The organism is Rhizobium sp. RHZ01 (genome assembly GCF_014851595.1).
GTDB lineage: Bacteria > Pseudomonadota > Alphaproteobacteria > Rhizobiales > Rhizobiaceae > Rhizobium > Rhizobium altiplani.
In genome coordinates this window covers 92,762-109,129 of sequence record NZ_JACUZZ010000018.1, presented here as the reverse complement: position 1 = coordinate 109,129, position 16,368 = coordinate 92,762, and the positions used below count along the sequence as shown (strand labels likewise).

Here is a 16,368-nt window from a genome sequence, read left to right as displayed (position 1 = left end):
TTGGCAAAAAAGTCAAGCGCTTGAGGTGCTTGATGCCAGAATGCCGCACCTTCCGGCGCGGCATATCGTTCGAGCAGCGTTCTTTCGAATTTGCGGCCGCTGTCGACTATGCGTTGACGCCGGGGCGGCCGCGTCAGGCGCTCCGGCCACGGCGATCGAGGTTTAGAGATGCCACGAACACAAAGATGCCGATAAACGACAGGATGGCGCCGACATAGCCGGTGGCGGCGAAGCCATAGCCCTGTGCGATAACCAGGCCGCCGAGCCAGGCGCCCAGCGCATTCGCAATATTGAATGCCGAGTGGTGAGATGCCGCAGCAAGCGTCTGCGCGTCCGCCCCGACATCCATCAATCGGGTCTGGACAGCGGGACCGGCAGCAAAGCCGCAACCGATGCAGAATACGCAAAGCGCCAGCATGAACGGATTGGCAGCCGTGAGGGAGAACAGTGTCAGCACGACGATGTTGAACACAAGGCAACCGCCGATCGTTCCCATCAGCGATTTGTCGGCAAACCAGGAGCCGACGACATTGCCGACGTTCATGCCGATGCCGAAGATGATCAGCATCACGGCCACCATACTTTCCGGCAGCATTGCAACCTCGGTCGTGGTTGGCGCGATGTAGCTGAACATGGCGAACATTCCACCGAAGCCGACGGATGCCGTGGCGAGCGTCAACAGGACCTGCGGACGCTTGAAGGCGCCGAGTTCGCGCTTGAAGCTTGCGCCCTCGGCAACTCGGTCGCGTGGCACGTAGTACCAGATCAGGGCGACCGTCAGCAGGCCGATAATTCCAACGATCGTAAAGGCAAGCCGCCAGTTGAGAGACTGCCCGAAAACGGTGGCGAGCGGGGTTCCCAGGAGGGTCGCAACCGTCAACCCGAGCATCACGCGGCCGACGGCGCGAGCGCGCTTGTGCATCGGCACCATGGATGCCGCGACGATCGCGGCAACGCCGAAGTAGGCGCCATGCGGCAACCCCGTGATGAAGCGCATCAACGTGAAGCTCTCGAAGGTCGGTGCCATCGCGCTCAACAGGTTGCCGACGGCAAAGATGCCCATGACGAGGAGAAGCAGCGAGCGGCGCGCCATCTTTGCGGCGAGAACCGCGATGATTGGAGCACCGATAACGACGCCGAGCGCATAGGCGCTGATCACGTAGCCGGCCTGCGGCGTCGTCACCGAGAAGGTGTCGGCGACCTTAGGCAAAAGACCCATGATAGCGAATTCGCCGGTGCCTATCCCGAAGCCGCCGCAGGCAAGCGCCAGTTGTACGAGCGCAATTGCCGCCGGAGACGGGGCCTCTTCTGCCGCCATCGTATCTATGGAATCGTTTACGGCGACCTGGCTCAAGAGGCACTCCTTGGCATTCGATAGGTGACATACGGGACGGGACGCAAGATGCGCCGGTGACCGGTAGGCCGGAGATGAAGGGAGATGAAGACGATGCTCCAATATCCCATCTATCAACGATAGATTGCTGCAGGTCGAGTGCGTTTTCTGCAGTGCAGCGTCCCCCGATTTGCATACGTCCCTTGCAAATTTGGGGGCTCTGTCGCCGCTCGCGGCGGCCGTGAGACGCGCTTCAGCTTGAAATTGCCGCTACGGGAACCATCTGCTTTGCAGCGCCAACAGACTTTGCCTGTCGGGATGGATCAACGGGAGCCTGATGAAACTAGTTGGCTTTTTCAATCGAGATGGTGGAACGTTCAGGACCACCGACATGGAAGCCTATGAAAGGCGGGCCGAGGCGATCTTCAGGGAAGCGGGTCACGATTTCGATGCAATCGTCTTTTCCGGCAAGGAGATTGTACCCGCGATGGAGCGGGCGGCCCGCTGGGGAAACATCGATGGCATCGTCGCCGGCGGTGGCGACGGGACGATATCGGCGGCAGCGTCCATAGCCTGGAGAAACGGCGTCGCACTTGGCGTTGTGCCGGCCGGTACAATGAACCTTTTCGCCCGTTCCTTGCGCGTTCCACTCGATATCTGGCAAGCGCTTGAAACACTCGCCTTTGGCGAAGTCGATCGTGTCGATATTGCCAGCGCCAACGGCAGGCCGTTCATTCACCAATTCTCGGCCGGGCTGCATGCGCGCATGGTGCGCTATCGAAATTCCTACTCGTACCGCTCGCGTCTTGGAAAGATGGGGGCAAGCGCGCGGGCCGCATTTGGTGTCGTGTTGAACCCACCCGAATTCGAGGTCGAGTTCGAAGCGGGGGGAGTTTATGAGAGGCGCCGGGTCTCCGCGGTCTCGGTTTCAAACAACCCTTTCGGCCAGAATGCCTTGCTTTATGCAGACAGCCTCACAGGTGGCGAACTAGGCTTCTATACCGCCAATCCACTAAAGCCGCTCGGCGTCGCGCGTCTGGCGATCGATCTCTTGCGAGGCAAGGTGAGGGAGAATGCGGACGTGATGATCATGCATCCGGCAGAAGTGCATCTGCACTTTCCAAAGCTGCCGTCAAAGGCGAATTGCGTGATGGATGGCGAGCTGCGTCCCCTGGAGCGAGACGTTGCATTGAAATTGCATCCAGGCGAACTCAAGGTATTGGTCCAGCAAGGACTTGCAGCGCAAGTTGACGAAGCGGAGCGGCGCGAAGTCGCTCCCTAGCAGCTCCTGCTGGTGGCGCGCATCCCAGAAATCGCTCTGGATCGGTCGGACGAGCTGAGGGGGACGCCGGAGCTAGCGCGGATATATCCAGGCGTAGCCGAAGAGCCGTTGATCCTCCGGTCGCCCGCTGATGTAACCGATGCTTGTGTACTTGGTCGCCACTGCGGAGTATTGCGGGCCGAGGTTCTGTTCAATCCAGTTAACCAGCACCGGCGGTAGCGCCGTTCGATCCTTGGAGGGAAGCCAAACCACCAGGATCGGCTTCTCCGCGGTCCAATCGTAATCGATAGCCAGATTGCCGAAGAACGTGGACATCGTTGGAACATCAGGCAACTGCATATGCATATTTCCCGACGCCGGCCAGCTGTCGGTGAGCACCAGCCCAGGACGCTTGCCTTCCTCAGCAATGATCTTGCCGGCAAACTCCTCGTAAGGCGCGTTGTAGGCCTCAGGTCGGCCGAAGAGTGACGGCGCGTGCGCGAGAACCAGACTCAGCGACGGGACGATGATCATGACCGCGAGAGGTGCGATAAAGAAGCGCCGCGCAGAATCCTGCGGTTGAATGCCTCGGGCCTGTATCTTCAGGCAAAACGCAATCGGCATCAGGAACAGGAGGGGCAGCACCCATCGGTCGCGCATGGATGTTATGCCAATGGCGAAAACCAGCACGAGAACCTGCACGCCAATCGCCAGAAATATCGTGTCGAAAAAGTGAGCCCAGATGGTCGTCGGTCGCAGACTGCGGAGGAACTTCTCGCCGAAAACGATTGCATAAACCGCAACAAGAGGCGCCATGATCACGAGCACCTGACCGAAGAACTCGGTCGGCCCCTTGATCAGTTTCGCGAGTACGCTGGTCGGCGCTTCCTGCGCCATGGTATTCAGCGTGCGGGTTGCGGCCAGGCCGATATTGTTAAGGAGCCAAAGGCCGTGCGGCGCGAAGATGAGGACCGCGATAGCCAGTGAAAGCAAGAAGCGACAGTCGAACAGGCGCTTCTGTCCCTCCGGATGCAGAAACACTGCAATGAGCGCTGCAAACACGACGAGAGTGAAGTTGTACTTCGACAGCATGCCCAGTCCCAGCGTGACGCCGATTGCCGCGTAGGAGAACAGGGATGGGGCCTTCAGCGTTTTGATGATGCTGTAGATGAAGAGGTTTATCATCAGCATCTGGGCGACTGTATGGGTCAGGTCCCTTTGTGCCTGCCAGAAAACCTGTGGAATCGTGAACAGCGAAAGCGTCGCGATGGCAGCAAACAGGCGATCATCGAGCACCAGTTTGGCCAGCTTGTAGTAGCTCAGGAAAAGGAGAAACAGCACCAGGTTCTTGGTTGCGGCAATCGTTGCGATCGACAATCCGAAGCCGGACACCACCATCGCCTGCAGCCAGTTGTAGAGCGGCGGCTGGGTGTCGTAGCCGGCCACAAGCCATTGCGAGAAGAACGCCTGCTGGGACTCATCGACCCGCAGGCCGTTTGGCACGAGGAGGCGAACGACAAAGCTGACGACAAAATATGCCGCCAGCAGCAGGACAACCGCGTCCGGCTTGCGAGCCAGCAGATTACGCATTCTCACTTCCGTCGAAGACCTGGCGGACGATGTAGTTCGGCGAGGTGTCGTCGCGATAATAGGTACGGGCAATCATCTCGGCAAGAATGCCGGTCGTGATCAACTGCACGGAGGACAGCATGAAAACGATGCCGACCATCAGCATCGGGCGGGTGCCGATGTCGTTGCCCAAGACGAACTTGTCGACGAACAGATAGAGCATCACCAGAGCGGAGATCCCACCCAGTCCGAGGCCCAGTGAGCCGAAGAAATGGCCTGGCCGTGCCTTGTAGCGCATGAAGAACATGACGGAAAGCAGGTCGAGGATCACGCGAAAAGTACGCGAGATGCCATACTTGGACTGTCCGTGCTGGCGGGCATGGTGGGTCACGACCATTTCGCCGATGCGCGAGCTTGGCACGACGCCGGCGACCCAGGCGGGGATGAAGCGGTGCATTTCGCCCATCAGCTTCACCTGCTTGATGATCGAGGCGCGGTAGATCTTCAGGCTGCAGCCATAGTCGTGCAGCTTCACGCCGGTAATGCGCCCGATCAAGTAATTGGCACACCATGAGGGAATCTTGCGTAGCAGGAGACCGTCTTGGCGGTTCCTGCGCCAGCCAACCAAAAGATCGAGCTCACGCCGCTCCAGTTCGGCGACCATGGACGGAATATCTTTCGGGTCGTTCTGCAGATCGCCATCCATTGTGGCGATCAACCGGCCGGTCGCGGCGTCGATGCCTGCCTGCATCGCGGCCGTCTGGCCGAAATTGCGCTGCAGTTCGACGATCCTCAGCGTAAGGCCCTCGCGGCCGATGTGCTTGCGCGCATTTACCAGCGTGGCATCGGTGCTGCCATCGTCGATCAGGATAAGCTCCCAGCGATCGGAGTAGCCGGCCATGGCCAAGCAGATGCGATCGACAAGCGGGCCGACGCTCTCTTCCTCGTTGAAGACAGGCACAACGAGCGACAATTCGACCGGCCGCATCGCTTCCACGAGGCCTTGACGTGGGTCTACTGTTGTCTGCACGTTTGAATTCTCCTACAAGGCGCACGGCCAAAAGCGGCATTCGCCGCGATAGTCAGGAAAGCCTACTATATGAAGTTTCCGGTTGTTGCCAGCCGACAATCCTGGTTTATCCGCAATCGGATGACGCTGCTGACGATTGTGATCGTGGCGACTTACGCGCTTTTCATCCAGTGGTTTTGGGGCTGGCCGGTCATTCTCGGACAATGGGCCGAGGTCGGTGCTATCCCGATTATCGCCGCTCTCGCACTTCTGACCAGCACCTACTTTCTCAGGACCTGGCGCATCTACGATTATTTTCCGAGAGAAACTGCGGGCCGCTTCAAGGTGCTTTTTCGCGTCACGCAGATTCACAATCTCCTGAATATCATGCTGCCGTTTCGAACGGGGGAGACAAGCTTTCCGGTGTTGATGCGCACCGAGTTCGGTATTCCGCTTGCGCGCGGCACGTCGGCGCTGTTCGTCATGCGCCTGCTTGATCTGCACGCCTTGCTGGCTGCCGCCGGCATAGGCTTCGCGATCGCGTCACCACACAACATCGTTGCATGGATCGTCTGGGTGTCCTTCCTGTCACTTCCGGTAGTCGCTTTTGCTCTGAGGCGACCGCTGTTGCGGCTTGCCGGCACGATGCTGCCGGTAAAAGCGCAGAAGCTGGTGGTTGAGGTTGAGAGGGGACTTCCGGTCGATGCCGCCGCTTTCACGCGCGCCTGGGCGATGACCGTCATCAACTGGCTCGTCAAGGTTCTGGTGCTCGCCTGGGCCCTCAACCTGATGGGCGTATTGCCGATGGCCGCAAGTTTCGGCGGGGCGCTTGGCGGCGAGCTCTCCTCTGTGCTTCCGGTGCACGCGCCGGGTGGCGTCGGCACTTATCCGGCCGGGATCACTGCCGGCGCCGTTGCCCTAGGCGCATCCAGCGAGAAGACGGCCCTTGCTGCCTTGGCGCAGGCAAGCATCAATGCGCATTTGCTGATCATCGTCTCGGCACTGACGGGCACTGCGATATCACTGCCGCTCGGCCGCAGCCGTAAGCTCTGAAATCCGTTCTCTCAGGAATGTCTGCTCTGGCGCCTGTTGACACAGCCTCAAGGCTGTCTCGTAGGCTGCAATCGCCTCGGCCTTCTGTCCCAATTGCCTCAGAAAATCGGCACGGGCCGAATGCGCAAGATGATAGCTCTCCAATTCTCCTGCCTGCAGGATGGCGTCAACGAGCTGCAAACCTCTTTCTGCTCCCTCCACCATCGCCACGGCGACGGCCCTGTTGAGTTCGGCAATCGGCGACCACTGGGCCGACAGCAGGAGATCATAGAAGCTGACGATGCGGCGCCAATCCGTACTCTCAGGCGTCTCGGCTCGCGCGTGCTCCGCAGCGATGGCCGCCTGCAGCGTGTAGATACCGACCTCGCCATTCCGCAGGGCGCCGTCGAGGCGCCCGAGACCTTCGCGAATCTTTTCACGGTCCCAAAGCCCGCGATCCTGATCGGCCAGGAGAATGAGACCTCCCTGCGAACTCCGCCTGGCGGCGCGACGCGAATCCTGAAGGAGTAGGAGTGCAAGCAGCCCCGAGACATCGGGGTGCGGCAGAAGGCGCGCGAGCAGCCGTGTCAGGCGGATGGCCTCCGAAGTGAGATCCGCTCGGACGACCTCCTCGCCGGACGAAGCGGAGTATCCCTCGTTGAAGACCAGATAGATCACATGCAGCACCCGGTCGAGCCGCTCCGGCAATTCGTCGCGCTCAGGGACCTCGTAGGGAATCTTCGCTGTGCGGATCTTGTTCTTCGCGCGTACGATGCGCTGTGCCACAGTTGGGGCGGGGACTAGAAATGCATGGGCGATCTCTTCAGTCGTAAGTCCGCATATCTCTCTAAGCGCCATCGCCATTTGCGCGTCGGCGGGTATGATCGGATGACAGCAGGTGAAGATCAACCGGAGCATGTCGTCTTGGATCAGGTCCACGTCGCCAATCTCCGTTTCATCGAAAGACCCGTATAGACTTTCCTCGATGTCCTTCGCCGACATATCGAAACGCGACCGGCGCCTGATGTGGTCGATCGCGCGAAATCGCCCGGCGGAAACGAGCCAGCCGAACGGGTTTGCCGGAACACCATCGCGGGGCCACGTCCGCGCGGCGGCTGCAAACGCGTCGTGCAGGGCTTCTTCGGCCCTGTCGAAGTCTCCAAGGAGACGGATGAGTGTCGCAAGCACCCGGCGAGACTGCGATCGGTAGATATCCTCGATCAGACGTTCCAAGGTCTACTCCGGCAATGTCAGGATCCGCACCGGGCGGATTTCCACAGCGCCAATTCGCGCACATGGAATTCCAGCGGCGATTGCCTTTGCCTCATCCATATCGGAGGCATCGATAACATACAGGCCGGCCAGATGCTCCTTCGTCTCGACGTAAGGGCCATCAGTCATGCTAAGCTCGTTGTTGCGCACCCGCAGGACGACAGCCTTATCGGGCGTTTCGAGCGCATCGGCATGAATCAGCGTGCCCCGTTCGCGCAACCCTTCGTCGAAGCCGAAATGCGCGCGAACGACAGCTTCGGTTTCTGCAGGGGCCTGACGACCGTCGACATCGGCCGAATTGTAGATCAGGCAAACATAGCGCATCGCATTATCTCCCGTCTTTGATGGAATAGGCCGGCCGTATCTCGATCGAAGCGTATTTCAATATGGGGAACGTCGAGGCGATCCTCTCGGCTTCTTCCATGTCGGCGGCGTCGATCAATACGAAACCACCAAGATGTTCCTTGATTTCGGCGAAGGGACCGTCGGTTGCCGTCGTGACGCCCTGCCTCACTCGAAGAGTAACTGCAGATTCGGGCTCGTGCAGCGCAAGAGCGACTTGCAGGACGCCGCGGTCATGCCAGTGATCGTCGCTTGCGATGCATTCCTGCGTGACCACATCCCACTCTTCCTGCGGGACGAGCTTGCTCTTCTCGGTGTCGAACCAGACCTGGCAGAGATATTTCATGACGTCTCCCTCAACTATAAACCGGAATATCGTAGATCGGCCGGACTTCAATTGACCCTAGTCTTGCAAGCGGGATACCGGCCGCAACGCGAATGGCATCGTTCAGATCTTTTGCGTCGATAAGAATGAAGCCGCCGAGTTGTTCTTTTGTTTCTGCAAAAGGGCCGTCCGTCACTGACATTTCATCATTTCGAACGCGGACGGTCACGGCATTCTTTGGCGATTGCAGCGCCTGCGCGGCGATCATGTGCCCGCTGGCGATCAGATCATCGTCGTAAGCGAGGGACGCTCTGTCGAGGTTCCTTTTTTCCTCCTCGGTCACGGCTTCAAGCGTCGCCGGCTCGAACCAGACCTGGCAGAGATATTTCATCGTTCGCTCTCCCTGGCTGTCACGATCATTGGACGCTCAGCCTAGGGTGATTTCGACAGGAAGCGAAAAAATCTTTTTACGGAAATTTGGGTCGAAACGAGCACACTGGCTTCGACCAAGTGTCGTCAACAATATGGAGTGACGACGATGGGTTTTTTCGAGATCGTGCTGGCGAACGCCATCCGCGCAAGTCGCCAACAGAACAAACAACCCTATCAGGCTGATACGGAACTGCCAATGATGCGGGCCACAATCGCACGCCTCGTTGCCGTCGCAGCCCTTTTTGCGGTTACGATTGTGGTGCTGGATGCCGCGGGCGAGCACTATGAGCGCCAACTTGCGACTAGCGCGGTCGCAGCCACTCGCCAATAAGGGAAACGGCCTATTGGAAGGCCGTTTCGAAGAAGCTTCTGAGCTTGCGCGAATGCAGTGCTTCCGGCGGCATGGCTGCGAGTTTCTGGATCGCACGGATACCAATTTGCAGATGCTGGTTGACCTGCGTCCTGTAAAAGGCGGTCGCCATGCCGGGCAGCTTCAATTCGCCATGCAACGGCTTGTCCGATACGCAGAGCAGGGTGCCGTAGGGCACGCGGAAGCGGAAGCCGTTTGCGGCGATCGTCGCCGATTCCATGTCGAGCGCGATGGCACGAGCCTGGGACAGACGTTTGACCGGGCCGCGTTGGTCGCGCAACTCCCAGTTCCTGTTGTCGATCGTGCCGACTGTGCCGGTGCGCATGATGCGCTTCAGCTCGAAGCCTTCGTAGCCGGTGATCTCTGCCACGGCGCCCTCCAGGGCGACCTGCACTTCCGCCAGTGCCGGGATCGGCACCCAGACAGGCAGATCGTCGTCAAGGACGTGGTCTTCGCGCATGTACGCGTGAGCAAGGACATAATCACCCAGGCGCTGGCTGTTGCGCAGGCCGGCGCAGTGGCCGAGCATCAGCCAGGCATGCGGGCGAAGGACGGCCACGTGGTCGGTGATCGTCTTGGCATTGGATGGGCCGACGCCGATATTGATCATGGTGATCCCGGCATGCCCTTTCTTTTTCAGATGGTAGGCCGGCATCTGCGGGAGGCGCGAAAGCGTAACGTCGGTCTCGGGCTGATTGGAGGCGGCATGCGTGATGATATTGCCCGGCTCGACAAAGGCCGTGTAGCCATCTCCGCCTTCCGCCATCAGCTTGCGTGCCCAGATGCAGAATTCGTCGATGTAGAATTGGTAGTTCGTAAACAGCACGAAGTTCTGAAAATGCTGCGCGCCGGTCGCGGTGTAATGGGCAAGACGGGCAAGCGAGTAGTCGATGCGCTGAGCCGTAAAGGCGGCAAGCGGCGAAGGTTCACCTGGCGGTGGAATGTATTCGCCGTTGGCAATCTCGTCGTCCGTTGTGTTCAGGTCCGGCGTGTCAAACAGATCACGCATCGGAATGTCCATGAACGCCGCGGCGGATGCCTCGACATGGGCACCCTCACCGAACGCAAAGTGCAGTGGAATAGGCGTCGTCGATTCTGAAACGACGACCGGCACGTTATGATTTCTCATCAACAGGCCAAGCTGCTGCTTCAGATAGTGCCGAAACAGCTGAGGCCGAGTAATCGTCGTCGTGTAAATGCCGGGAGCGGTAACGTGCCCGTAGGACAGACGAGTATCGATGTGGCCGTAACTCGTCGTCTCGATGCTAACTTGTGGGTAGAAGGCACGATAGCGCGATGTAATTGGCGCGCCCTTGGCTAGCGTTGCGAAGCTCTCAACCAGGAAATGGGTGTTGCGTTCGTAGAGTTCTGTCAGCGCGTCGACTGCCTCGACGGGATCGTCAAAGGTTTGCGGCGCGAAAGGTGACGGAGACGAAATGTCGAGAGGGGAAGAGATTCGTTTGTTCATGCGGCATTATAGGGTGTTGTTCCTAACAAGCAAACGACGCGTCTAAAGGGATTGCAGAGATTTTTGGGGGCAGCGATGTGCCGCCGCAGCCAGTCAGTTGCTTGTTCTGCAGAACGGGCGGCTGGCGTCGAAGCACGTATAGTTGGCCCCGAAGTGTGACTGCGCACCGCCACCGGCATTGCGGTTGACCGCAACCGAAAAGCTGACGGCGAAGACTGCTGCAAACAGCGTGATGATGGTGAAACGTCTTGCCAAAATGAGCATATCCATGCCTTTGCCCCGGTATCGCCTTAGCGTTGAGACAGTTTTGCCACGTTGTGGCTGAACCGGTGCTGAGATCATGGTTCATCAGGCGTTCAGGAAGCCGGGCAGCTTGAAGCGCGGCTGCTGCTTATCTCTTTGGTCCCGCAAAGGAGATTTTCATGACGGCACCGATTGAGCTTTATTACTGGCCCACCCCCAACGGCTGGAAGATCAGCATCATGCTCGAGGAACTCGGCGTTCCCTACGAGGTCAAGTATATCAATATCGGCAAGGGGGAGCAGTTCACGTCGGAATTCCTGAAGATCGCCCCGAACAACCGTATGCCGGCAATTGTCGATCCGGATGGCTCCGGCGGCGAACCGATCTCGGTGTTTGAGTCCGGCGCCATCCTCCAATATCTCGGTCGCAAGTTCGGGAAGTTCTATTCGACGGACGAGCGCACACGCGTCCAGATCGAGGAATGGCTCTTTTGGCAGGTGGGTGGCTTGGGCCCCATGGCTGGACAGGCGCATCACTTCCGCGGTTATGCACCGGAGAAGATCGAATACGGCATCAACCGCTATACCAATGAAGTGAACCGCTTATACGGCGTGATGAACAAGCGGTTGGCAGAGCGCGAATATCTCGCCGGGGACTACTCGATTACCGACATGGCTTGCATCGGCTGGGTCGTTCCATACGAGAAGCAGGGACAGGACCTCAACGAGTTTCCCAACCTCAAGCTCTGGTTCGAGACGATGATGGCGCGCCCGGCCGTGGTCCGTGGCACGGCAATCGGCAAGGAAGAGCGCGAACGCAGCAATCTTGCCGATGACAAGGAAGCGCAGAAGATCCTTTTCAAGCAGCGCGCCCGCTGACAATTGACGCAGAAAAGCGCCCGGCTTTCCGGGCTGCCCGGCTTTCCGGGCGCTTCCTTTTGGAAAGCCGTTTCTTACAGGCGTGTCCAGGTCTGCGATTTGCAGAGCACGTTGAGGACGCAGCCTTTCATCTTCAGTGAATTTCCGAAAATATTGCCGGATCCGCTATAGGTTTTGTCGTTGGCTGGATCGGTGATCTGGCCGGTATAGGTAACACCGCTTCCTGCGAGAATGCCGATCTTCTTGCCGGCATACTTGCCGGATTTCAGCACGATGCAGTAGCTGCCGCCGCAAGATGCAATCTGGGCCGTATCGCCCGCAGCTGTCTTCCAGTTGCCGACGATCGGTTCGTCAGCAGAAGCTGCCCCGGCGGCAAACATCAATGCGCCAGAGAGAATAAGTGTTCGGATCATTCGTTCCTCCCTAATGTCCAGGCGCGAAAATATATGACGCGAACGTAAACGTAAATGAGCTTTTTTCACTGCTTCAGGCGAGCGTTTTTGCAGACCGACAGCGGCGAAATCTTCCGTTCTGGGCATTTGATGCTGATTTCGTGGTGAACGGAAGGTTGATTTTCAGATCTGAATATTCCGTAAAATTGTGTCGAAAATCCTTAATCCGCAAGGAATCCGATGTTTAACAAAAATCCAATTTTACCAAGCGTTTGCACTTTGTTTGTCTCAAATTAATCATGCATTTTAGGCGTTTTTTGAAAGCGCATCGGCATAGTGGATCCATCAAACGAGCGGGGCAAACCCGCCGAACCGAAGGGTACTTAGAACCGCGATAGACGGCAGGTCTCCGGAGGTAAAACAGGGCAAGTCGATAACAGGCAAAACAGGGATAAACCGATGGCACGTTTTGAAATGCACAATGCTGAAATGGCCACCATGGGTGGCGAGAACAACGCCGACATCTTCTGCGAAATGGGTCTGATGTATGCGACCGGCCGCGGCTGCGCTGTCGATCTGGTCGCCGCTCACAAGTGGCTGAACATCGCAGCGATCAAAGGCAACGACCGCGCCGCCGAGCTTCGGGCTGACGTTGCCGCAGGCATGGACAAGATGCAGATCGTGGAAGCGCTGCGCGCTGCCCGCGAATGGATGACGATCCACTGAGAACCGTTTGCCCGCAAAGGCGCGGGCAAGATCGATAACAACCTCAAAAGGGGGCTGGCGCGGTGCTCGGACGCGCCAATGCCAGGACATCAACCGCGACCGGCAGGAACAAGGCTGGCGCGGTTCCTTGCGTTTAACCTAATGTCTTGAGTACCTGCGGCAGGGCTTCCTCGAGAAGCGCCATGTCAGCTTCCGGTCCAACGCTGACGCGGATGCAGCGGTTGAGCGGGGCAACGCCGGGCATGCGAATGAAGACGCCGTGCTGCATCAGGCCATCGACAATGGCACGGGCATAGGTGCCGTCACGTCCGGCGTCGATCGCAACGAAATTTGTGGCGGAGGCGAGCGGAACGAGGTTGTTGGCCTTGGCGATGGCGGCGATCCGGTCGCGCGCGCCGTGGATGCTGGCCACGACCTCGGCGAGATAGGCTTGGTCCTTGAGTGCCGCCAGTGCAGCGATCGTGGCCAGTCGATTCATGCCGAAATGATTGCGGATCTTGTCGAATGCGCGCGCCGTACCTGATGTCGAGATGACATAGCCGACCCTGGCGCCCGCCAGGCCATAGGCTTTCGAGAAGGTGCGCGTGCGCACAACATTCGGCAAGTCGATCAGCGCGCTGATGGGGGGCAGCGATCCCACCGGGCCGGTTTCGCTGTAGGCCTCGTCGAGAATGAGCATCGTGGTTTCCGGTAGCGCACGGGCAAAGGCGACGGCACTGTCGGCATCCCACCAGCTTCCCATCGGATTGTCCGGATTGGCGAAATAGACCAGCGGCGCGTTCTCGCGTTTGACGGCTGCGAGGAGGCCGTCGAGATCTTCGCGATCGCTGGCATAGGGCACGGTCACGAGCCGCCCGCCGAAGCCGGCAACGTGGAAATTGAACGTTGGATAGCCGCCGAGCGATGTCACGACGGGTGCGCCCGGCTCAATGACGAGCCGTACGATCTGGCCGAGCAGTTCGTCGATGCCGCCCCCTATCGCGATGGAGTCGATTCCGACGCCCAGATGGTTGGCAAGTGCTTCCCTGAGCTCGTAGTTTTCAGGATCGTTGTACTTCCATATCTCGCCAGCCTGGACGCGCATGGCTGCGAGTACGGATGGGGCAGGGCCAAAGCCATTCTCGTTGGCGCCGATACGCGCCTTGACCTGAAGGCCGCGCTGACGCTCGATTGCTTCTGGGCCGACGAACGGAACGGTGGAGGGAAGGGCGTTAGCAAGCGGCGTGAAGCGCGAGAAGGCGGACATGCTGGGGCAATTTCCTGGATGCTGTGAAAATTCGGACCGACAATAGGCCCCGCTGCCGCCAAGGCAAGAAACATTATTCCCCGGTTTTCACGATTTACATCCGCACGATTCCGCGGGCTTCGATCGCTTCCATGTTGCCAATCATGAAGTCGGCGCGCAAAACGCGGCGCAGCACGTCGGGCTCGATCGTATTGATGAAGCGGACGCCGATACGTTCGTTGTTGCGATAGGTTTCCGCACAACCGATCCGATAGGCAAGGCCGAGAATGTTAAGGTAGTAGTGCTTTGGCAGGCCCGCGGTGGATGACACGACAAACGTAGCGCCACCCTGCGAGATATCGACGATCTCCGCACTCCGGACGGAGATGCCGGTAAGACAGGGCCGAACCGCAACGATCCGGGCAGGGCGCCTTACGTTGTATTTTTCCCAGCGCGTCTCGTAAACCGCGGATTTCACGGTTGCAAGGTGTGTGGCACGAAGCATCGACATTCCGCGTTTCCCTGAACCAAGGTAATCCCGGTTCTCTTCAATTGAAGCCTCACACGAATGCCTTGCACAATTGTGAACGAGGAAAATACAATTTTAGCGATGCGGCCATTTCCGCCCGCTCGGCCAGCTGGGGCGAACATCTTCTCGCGTCGAGTAGCGAATGGATCGCCGGACCGTAGTTGTCGCGAATTGTCATCGAACTCTTTGTCGATTTGCACGTTTGCCTAATTGTCGGCGGCGCATAGCGCTTCAAAATTGCAAAGCGAGGAAATCACAATGGTTGATGTCAGAGTTCCGTCGAAGTCGTGGGTCGTTGTTTGCGATGGTGCCAAGGCATTGATCCTGCGGAACGCAGGCGATGCGGAATTGATGAACCTCAAGGTTGAAGAAACCCTGAGCCAGCCCAACGAACCGGACCGCGAAATAGGCGCAGACAAACCGGGTCGAACGCACGCGGCCGATGGGCAGAGTGCCAGTGCCGTTGAGCAGACGGACTGGCACGAGCAGGCCGAGGCAGAGTTCCTGAAGCTGGTAGCCGCAAAGATGGAGGTGCTGGTGCGTGAAAAAAACGCGCGTCGCATCATTTTGGTTGCGCCGCCAAAGGCGCTCGGTACGCTGCGAGCCAACCTATCGGCCGATGTTCAGGCTGCAGTTTCGGCTGAGGTGCCGAAGGATTACATTAATCTGCCGGTCGACCAAATAGAGCGGCACCTAGCTTCTTGACGCAACCTCCTACGGCCGCGGCGCACCGCCACCAGGGAAGCGGCGGTTTCGCAGACAAGATGCAAGAGCAATACATCGAGGCTAAGATTCGAAATTCAGCCTTAAGACGTGATGCAGGAATTCCGGGTTGATCAGCATGTTGAAGCTGATCGTCACGAGGTCGCCCTCGCGCTTGACCACCGTCGAGCCGATCTCGTCGTGGATGCCGAGGATTTCGAGGAAGAAGTGGTTCGGGACCTCGAGGCTCGGATTGACCTCCAGTACCGCGCCGGCAAGCGTGATCGTGCGGATCAGGCAGCGGACTTGCGTTCCCGTGCTGAGGTGATGCCCAACGAAGATGATCTTTCCGGGGCGGTCGAGCGAAAACTCCCGGTAAGCCTGCTCGGGCTGCTCTGTGTCGAGGTGCATCTGAAAGGCCATGGTAGCCTCCGCTTGTTGTACGCTTCGAGATTAGCGCAAGATTGCTGACAACTTCTGAATGATCTCCCTACAATCCGAAGCTTATGCCTGTGTGGAGATCAAAATGGCTCGTTATTAGACAGGGATGGGCCTCCGTGGCATCGCTTGACAGTTCGCCGCCGTTCAAGCATATCGAACTTGGCTCGAGGCGCCTGCCGCTCGCGGACGACAAGTCCATGGTGAAGTACTCGATAGGATCAGTCGCAGCCAATTGGTGCATGCTGACTGCAGGCAATGCGAGCACCCTTGTACAGGGCGAAATGGCATGCCTTCCGAAAGGCTGAACTCCGTGACCACCGCATATCCGACAATCGAAGAATTGAAATCGCAAGCCAAGCGCCTCCGCCAGGCCATGGAAGCGCGCGGCACCGCGATCTCTCATAGTGCCGCGCTGGAACTCATTGCCCGGCAGTATGGCGTGCGTGATTGGAACACGCTCTCCGCACTCGCCACCCGGCCGAACGAGGAACCAATCGCCGCCATCTCCGTAGGCTCCCTGGTGCGCGGCCGCTATTTGAACCAGCCGTTCACCGGCAAGGTCCTGGCGCTTGCCGCTCAACCGGGCGGCGGGCTCCACAAGATCACCATCCACTTCGACGAACCGGTGGATGTCGTGACCTTCGAGAGCTTCTCCGCCTTCCGGCAGCGCATCAACGCGCAGGTCGACAGCAATGGCGTATCTCCGCGCAAGACCTCGAACGGCGTCCCACATCTCGTGCTCGAGATTTAAGTGGCCACTTAGTGTGCGCAGTGTTGGCGGCAGTTGATGGAGGATTGGACCATCAACACGCTGCCGCG

21 protein-coding genes are annotated in these 16,368 nt (G+C 58.7%); 8 read left to right on the top strand and 13 right to left on the bottom strand.

Annotated features, from left to right (window positions below):
• Window positions 1–133: 133 nt before the first annotated feature.
• Window positions 134–1,354 (bottom strand): MFS transporter, encoded by a 1,221-nt coding sequence (locus tag IB248_RS19220; protein ID WP_192241533.1) that lies wholly within the window; start codon window positions 1,352–1,354, stop codon window positions 134–136.
• Window positions 1,355–1,670: 316 nt separating this feature from the next.
• Here IB248_RS19220 and IB248_RS19215 point away from each other — a divergent pair, with 316 nt between their 5' ends.
• Window positions 1,671–2,615, top strand: a complete 945-nt coding sequence (locus tag IB248_RS19215; protein ID WP_113471044.1) for a diacylglycerol kinase family protein — start codon at window positions 1,671–1,673, stop codon at window positions 2,613–2,615.
• Window positions 2,616–2,687: 72 nt separating this feature from the next.
• Here the strand turns inward: IB248_RS19215 and IB248_RS19210 are convergent, their stop codons facing one another.
• Together IB248_RS19210 and IB248_RS19205 are read right to left on the bottom strand one after the other, a co-directional pair.
• Window positions 2,688–4,184 carry a glycosyltransferase family 39 protein gene (locus tag IB248_RS19210; RefSeq protein ID WP_192241532.1) on the bottom strand — a complete coding sequence of 499 codons (1,497 nt, stop codon included), beginning with the start codon at window positions 4,182–4,184 and terminating at the stop codon, window positions 2,688–2,690.
• Window positions 4,177–5,193 (bottom strand): glycosyltransferase family 2 protein, encoded by a 1,017-nt coding sequence (locus tag IB248_RS19205; RefSeq protein WP_026371814.1) that lies wholly within the window; start codon window positions 5,191–5,193, stop codon window positions 4,177–4,179. The genes IB248_RS19210 and IB248_RS19205 overlap by 8 nt, the downstream gene beginning before the upstream one ends.
• Before the next feature lie 69 nt (window positions 5,194–5,262).
• Here IB248_RS19205 and IB248_RS19200 point away from each other — a divergent pair, with 69 nt between their 5' ends.
• On the top strand, window positions 5,263–6,225 hold the full coding sequence (locus tag IB248_RS19200; protein WP_169681126.1) for a lysylphosphatidylglycerol synthase domain-containing protein: 963 nt from the start codon (window positions 5,263–5,265) through the stop codon (window positions 6,223–6,225).
• On the opposite strand, the gene IB248_RS19195 is transcribed toward IB248_RS19200, so the two are convergent.
• The 4 genes from IB248_RS19195 to IB248_RS19180 are packed head-to-tail and all read right to left on the bottom strand — an operon-like array spanning window position 6,193 to window position 8,534.
• Window positions 6,193–7,437 carry an RNA polymerase sigma factor gene (locus tag IB248_RS19195; RefSeq protein ID WP_113471048.1) on the bottom strand — a complete coding sequence of 415 codons (1,245 nt, stop codon included), beginning with the start codon at window positions 7,435–7,437 and terminating at the stop codon, window positions 6,193–6,195. The genes IB248_RS19200 and IB248_RS19195 overlap by 33 nt on opposite strands.
• A 3-nt stretch (window positions 7,438–7,440) precedes the next feature.
• A complete protein-coding gene (locus tag IB248_RS19190; protein ID WP_018116256.1) occupies window positions 7,441–7,800 on the bottom strand; it encodes a YciI family protein in 360 nt (119 codons plus the stop codon).
• A 4-nt stretch (window positions 7,801–7,804) separates the two neighbouring features.
• Window positions 7,805–8,164, bottom strand: a complete 360-nt coding sequence (locus IB248_RS19185) for a YciI family protein (protein ID WP_018857459.1) — start codon at window positions 8,162–8,164, stop codon at window positions 7,805–7,807.
• Window positions 8,165–8,174: 10 nt separating this feature from the next.
• A complete protein-coding gene (locus tag IB248_RS19180; protein WP_192241531.1) occupies window positions 8,175–8,534 on the bottom strand; it encodes a YciI family protein in 360 nt (119 codons plus the stop codon).
• A gap of 147 nt (window positions 8,535–8,681) precedes the next feature.
• Between IB248_RS19180 and IB248_RS19175 the strand changes: the two genes are divergently transcribed.
• Window positions 8,682–8,906 carry a hypothetical protein gene (locus IB248_RS19175; RefSeq protein WP_018116253.1) on the top strand — a complete coding sequence of 75 codons (225 nt, stop codon included), beginning with the start codon at window positions 8,682–8,684 and terminating at the stop codon, window positions 8,904–8,906.
• A 10-nt stretch (window positions 8,907–8,916) separates the two neighbouring features.
• On the opposite strand, the gene IB248_RS19170 is transcribed toward IB248_RS19175, so the two are convergent.
• Together IB248_RS19170 and IB248_RS19165 are read right to left on the bottom strand one after the other, a co-directional pair.
• Complete coding sequence (locus IB248_RS19170; protein WP_192241530.1) at window positions 8,917–10,413, bottom strand: AMP nucleosidase; 1,497 nt, start codon at window positions 10,411–10,413, stop codon at window positions 8,917–8,919.
• 93 nt (window positions 10,414–10,506) lie between these two features.
• Window positions 10,507–10,683 carry a hypothetical protein gene (locus IB248_RS19165; RefSeq protein WP_018116339.1) on the bottom strand — a complete coding sequence of 59 codons (177 nt, stop codon included), beginning with the start codon at window positions 10,681–10,683 and terminating at the stop codon, window positions 10,507–10,509.
• A 152-nt stretch (window positions 10,684–10,835) separates the two neighbouring features.
• Here IB248_RS19165 and IB248_RS19160 point away from each other — a divergent pair, with 152 nt between their 5' ends.
• Window positions 10,836–11,534 carry a glutathione S-transferase N-terminal domain-containing protein gene (locus IB248_RS19160; protein ID WP_192241529.1) on the top strand — a complete coding sequence of 233 codons (699 nt, stop codon included), beginning with the start codon at window positions 10,836–10,838 and terminating at the stop codon, window positions 11,532–11,534.
• Window positions 11,535–11,608: 74 nt separating this feature from the next.
• Here the strand turns inward: IB248_RS19160 and IB248_RS19155 are convergent, their stop codons facing one another.
• Window positions 11,609–11,947 carry a DUF2147 domain-containing protein gene (locus IB248_RS19155; protein WP_018116338.1) on the bottom strand — a complete coding sequence of 113 codons (339 nt, stop codon included), beginning with the start codon at window positions 11,945–11,947 and terminating at the stop codon, window positions 11,609–11,611.
• A gap of 438 nt (window positions 11,948–12,385) precedes the next feature.
• On the opposite strand from IB248_RS19155, the gene IB248_RS19150 reads away from it, so the two are divergent.
• Entirely contained in the window at window positions 12,386–12,652 is a 267-nt protein-coding gene (locus IB248_RS19150; protein WP_018857454.1) for a sel1 repeat family protein, read from the top strand.
• A 133-nt stretch (window positions 12,653–12,785) separates the two neighbouring features.
• Here IB248_RS19150 and IB248_RS19145 read toward each other — a convergent pair whose 3' ends face one another.
• Window positions 12,786–13,898 carry a pyridoxal phosphate-dependent aminotransferase gene (locus IB248_RS19145; RefSeq protein WP_113471051.1) on the bottom strand — a complete coding sequence of 371 codons (1,113 nt, stop codon included), beginning with the start codon at window positions 13,896–13,898 and terminating at the stop codon, window positions 12,786–12,788.
• Window positions 13,899–13,992: 94 nt separating this feature from the next.
• Complete coding sequence (locus tag IB248_RS19140; protein WP_192241528.1) at window positions 13,993–14,388, bottom strand: PilZ domain-containing protein; 396 nt, start codon at window positions 14,386–14,388, stop codon at window positions 13,993–13,995.
• 276 nt (window positions 14,389–14,664) lie between these two features.
• On the opposite strand from IB248_RS19140, the gene IB248_RS19135 reads away from it, so the two are divergent.
• Window positions 14,665–15,111, top strand: a complete 447-nt coding sequence (locus tag IB248_RS19135; protein ID WP_018857452.1) for a host attachment family protein — start codon at window positions 14,665–14,667, stop codon at window positions 15,109–15,111.
• An 81-nt stretch (window positions 15,112–15,192) separates the two neighbouring features.
• Here IB248_RS19135 and IB248_RS19130 read toward each other — a convergent pair whose 3' ends face one another.
• On the bottom strand, window positions 15,193–15,519 hold the full coding sequence (locus tag IB248_RS19130; RefSeq protein ID WP_062374651.1) for a hypothetical protein: 327 nt from the start codon (window positions 15,517–15,519) through the stop codon (window positions 15,193–15,195).
• Between the two features lie 146 nt (window positions 15,520–15,665).
• On the opposite strand from IB248_RS19130, the gene IB248_RS19125 reads away from it, so the two are divergent.
• Window positions 15,666–15,854: a hypothetical protein gene (locus IB248_RS19125; RefSeq protein WP_192241527.1), complete on the top strand. Its 189-nt coding sequence runs from the start codon at window positions 15,666–15,668 to the stop codon at window positions 15,852–15,854.
• Between the two features lie 5 nt (window positions 15,855–15,859).
• Window positions 15,860–16,300 (top strand): glyoxalase superfamily protein, encoded by a 441-nt coding sequence (locus IB248_RS19120; protein WP_192241546.1) that lies wholly within the window; start codon window positions 15,860–15,862, stop codon window positions 16,298–16,300.
• The last annotated feature ends 68 nt before the right edge of the window (window positions 16,301–16,368 follow it).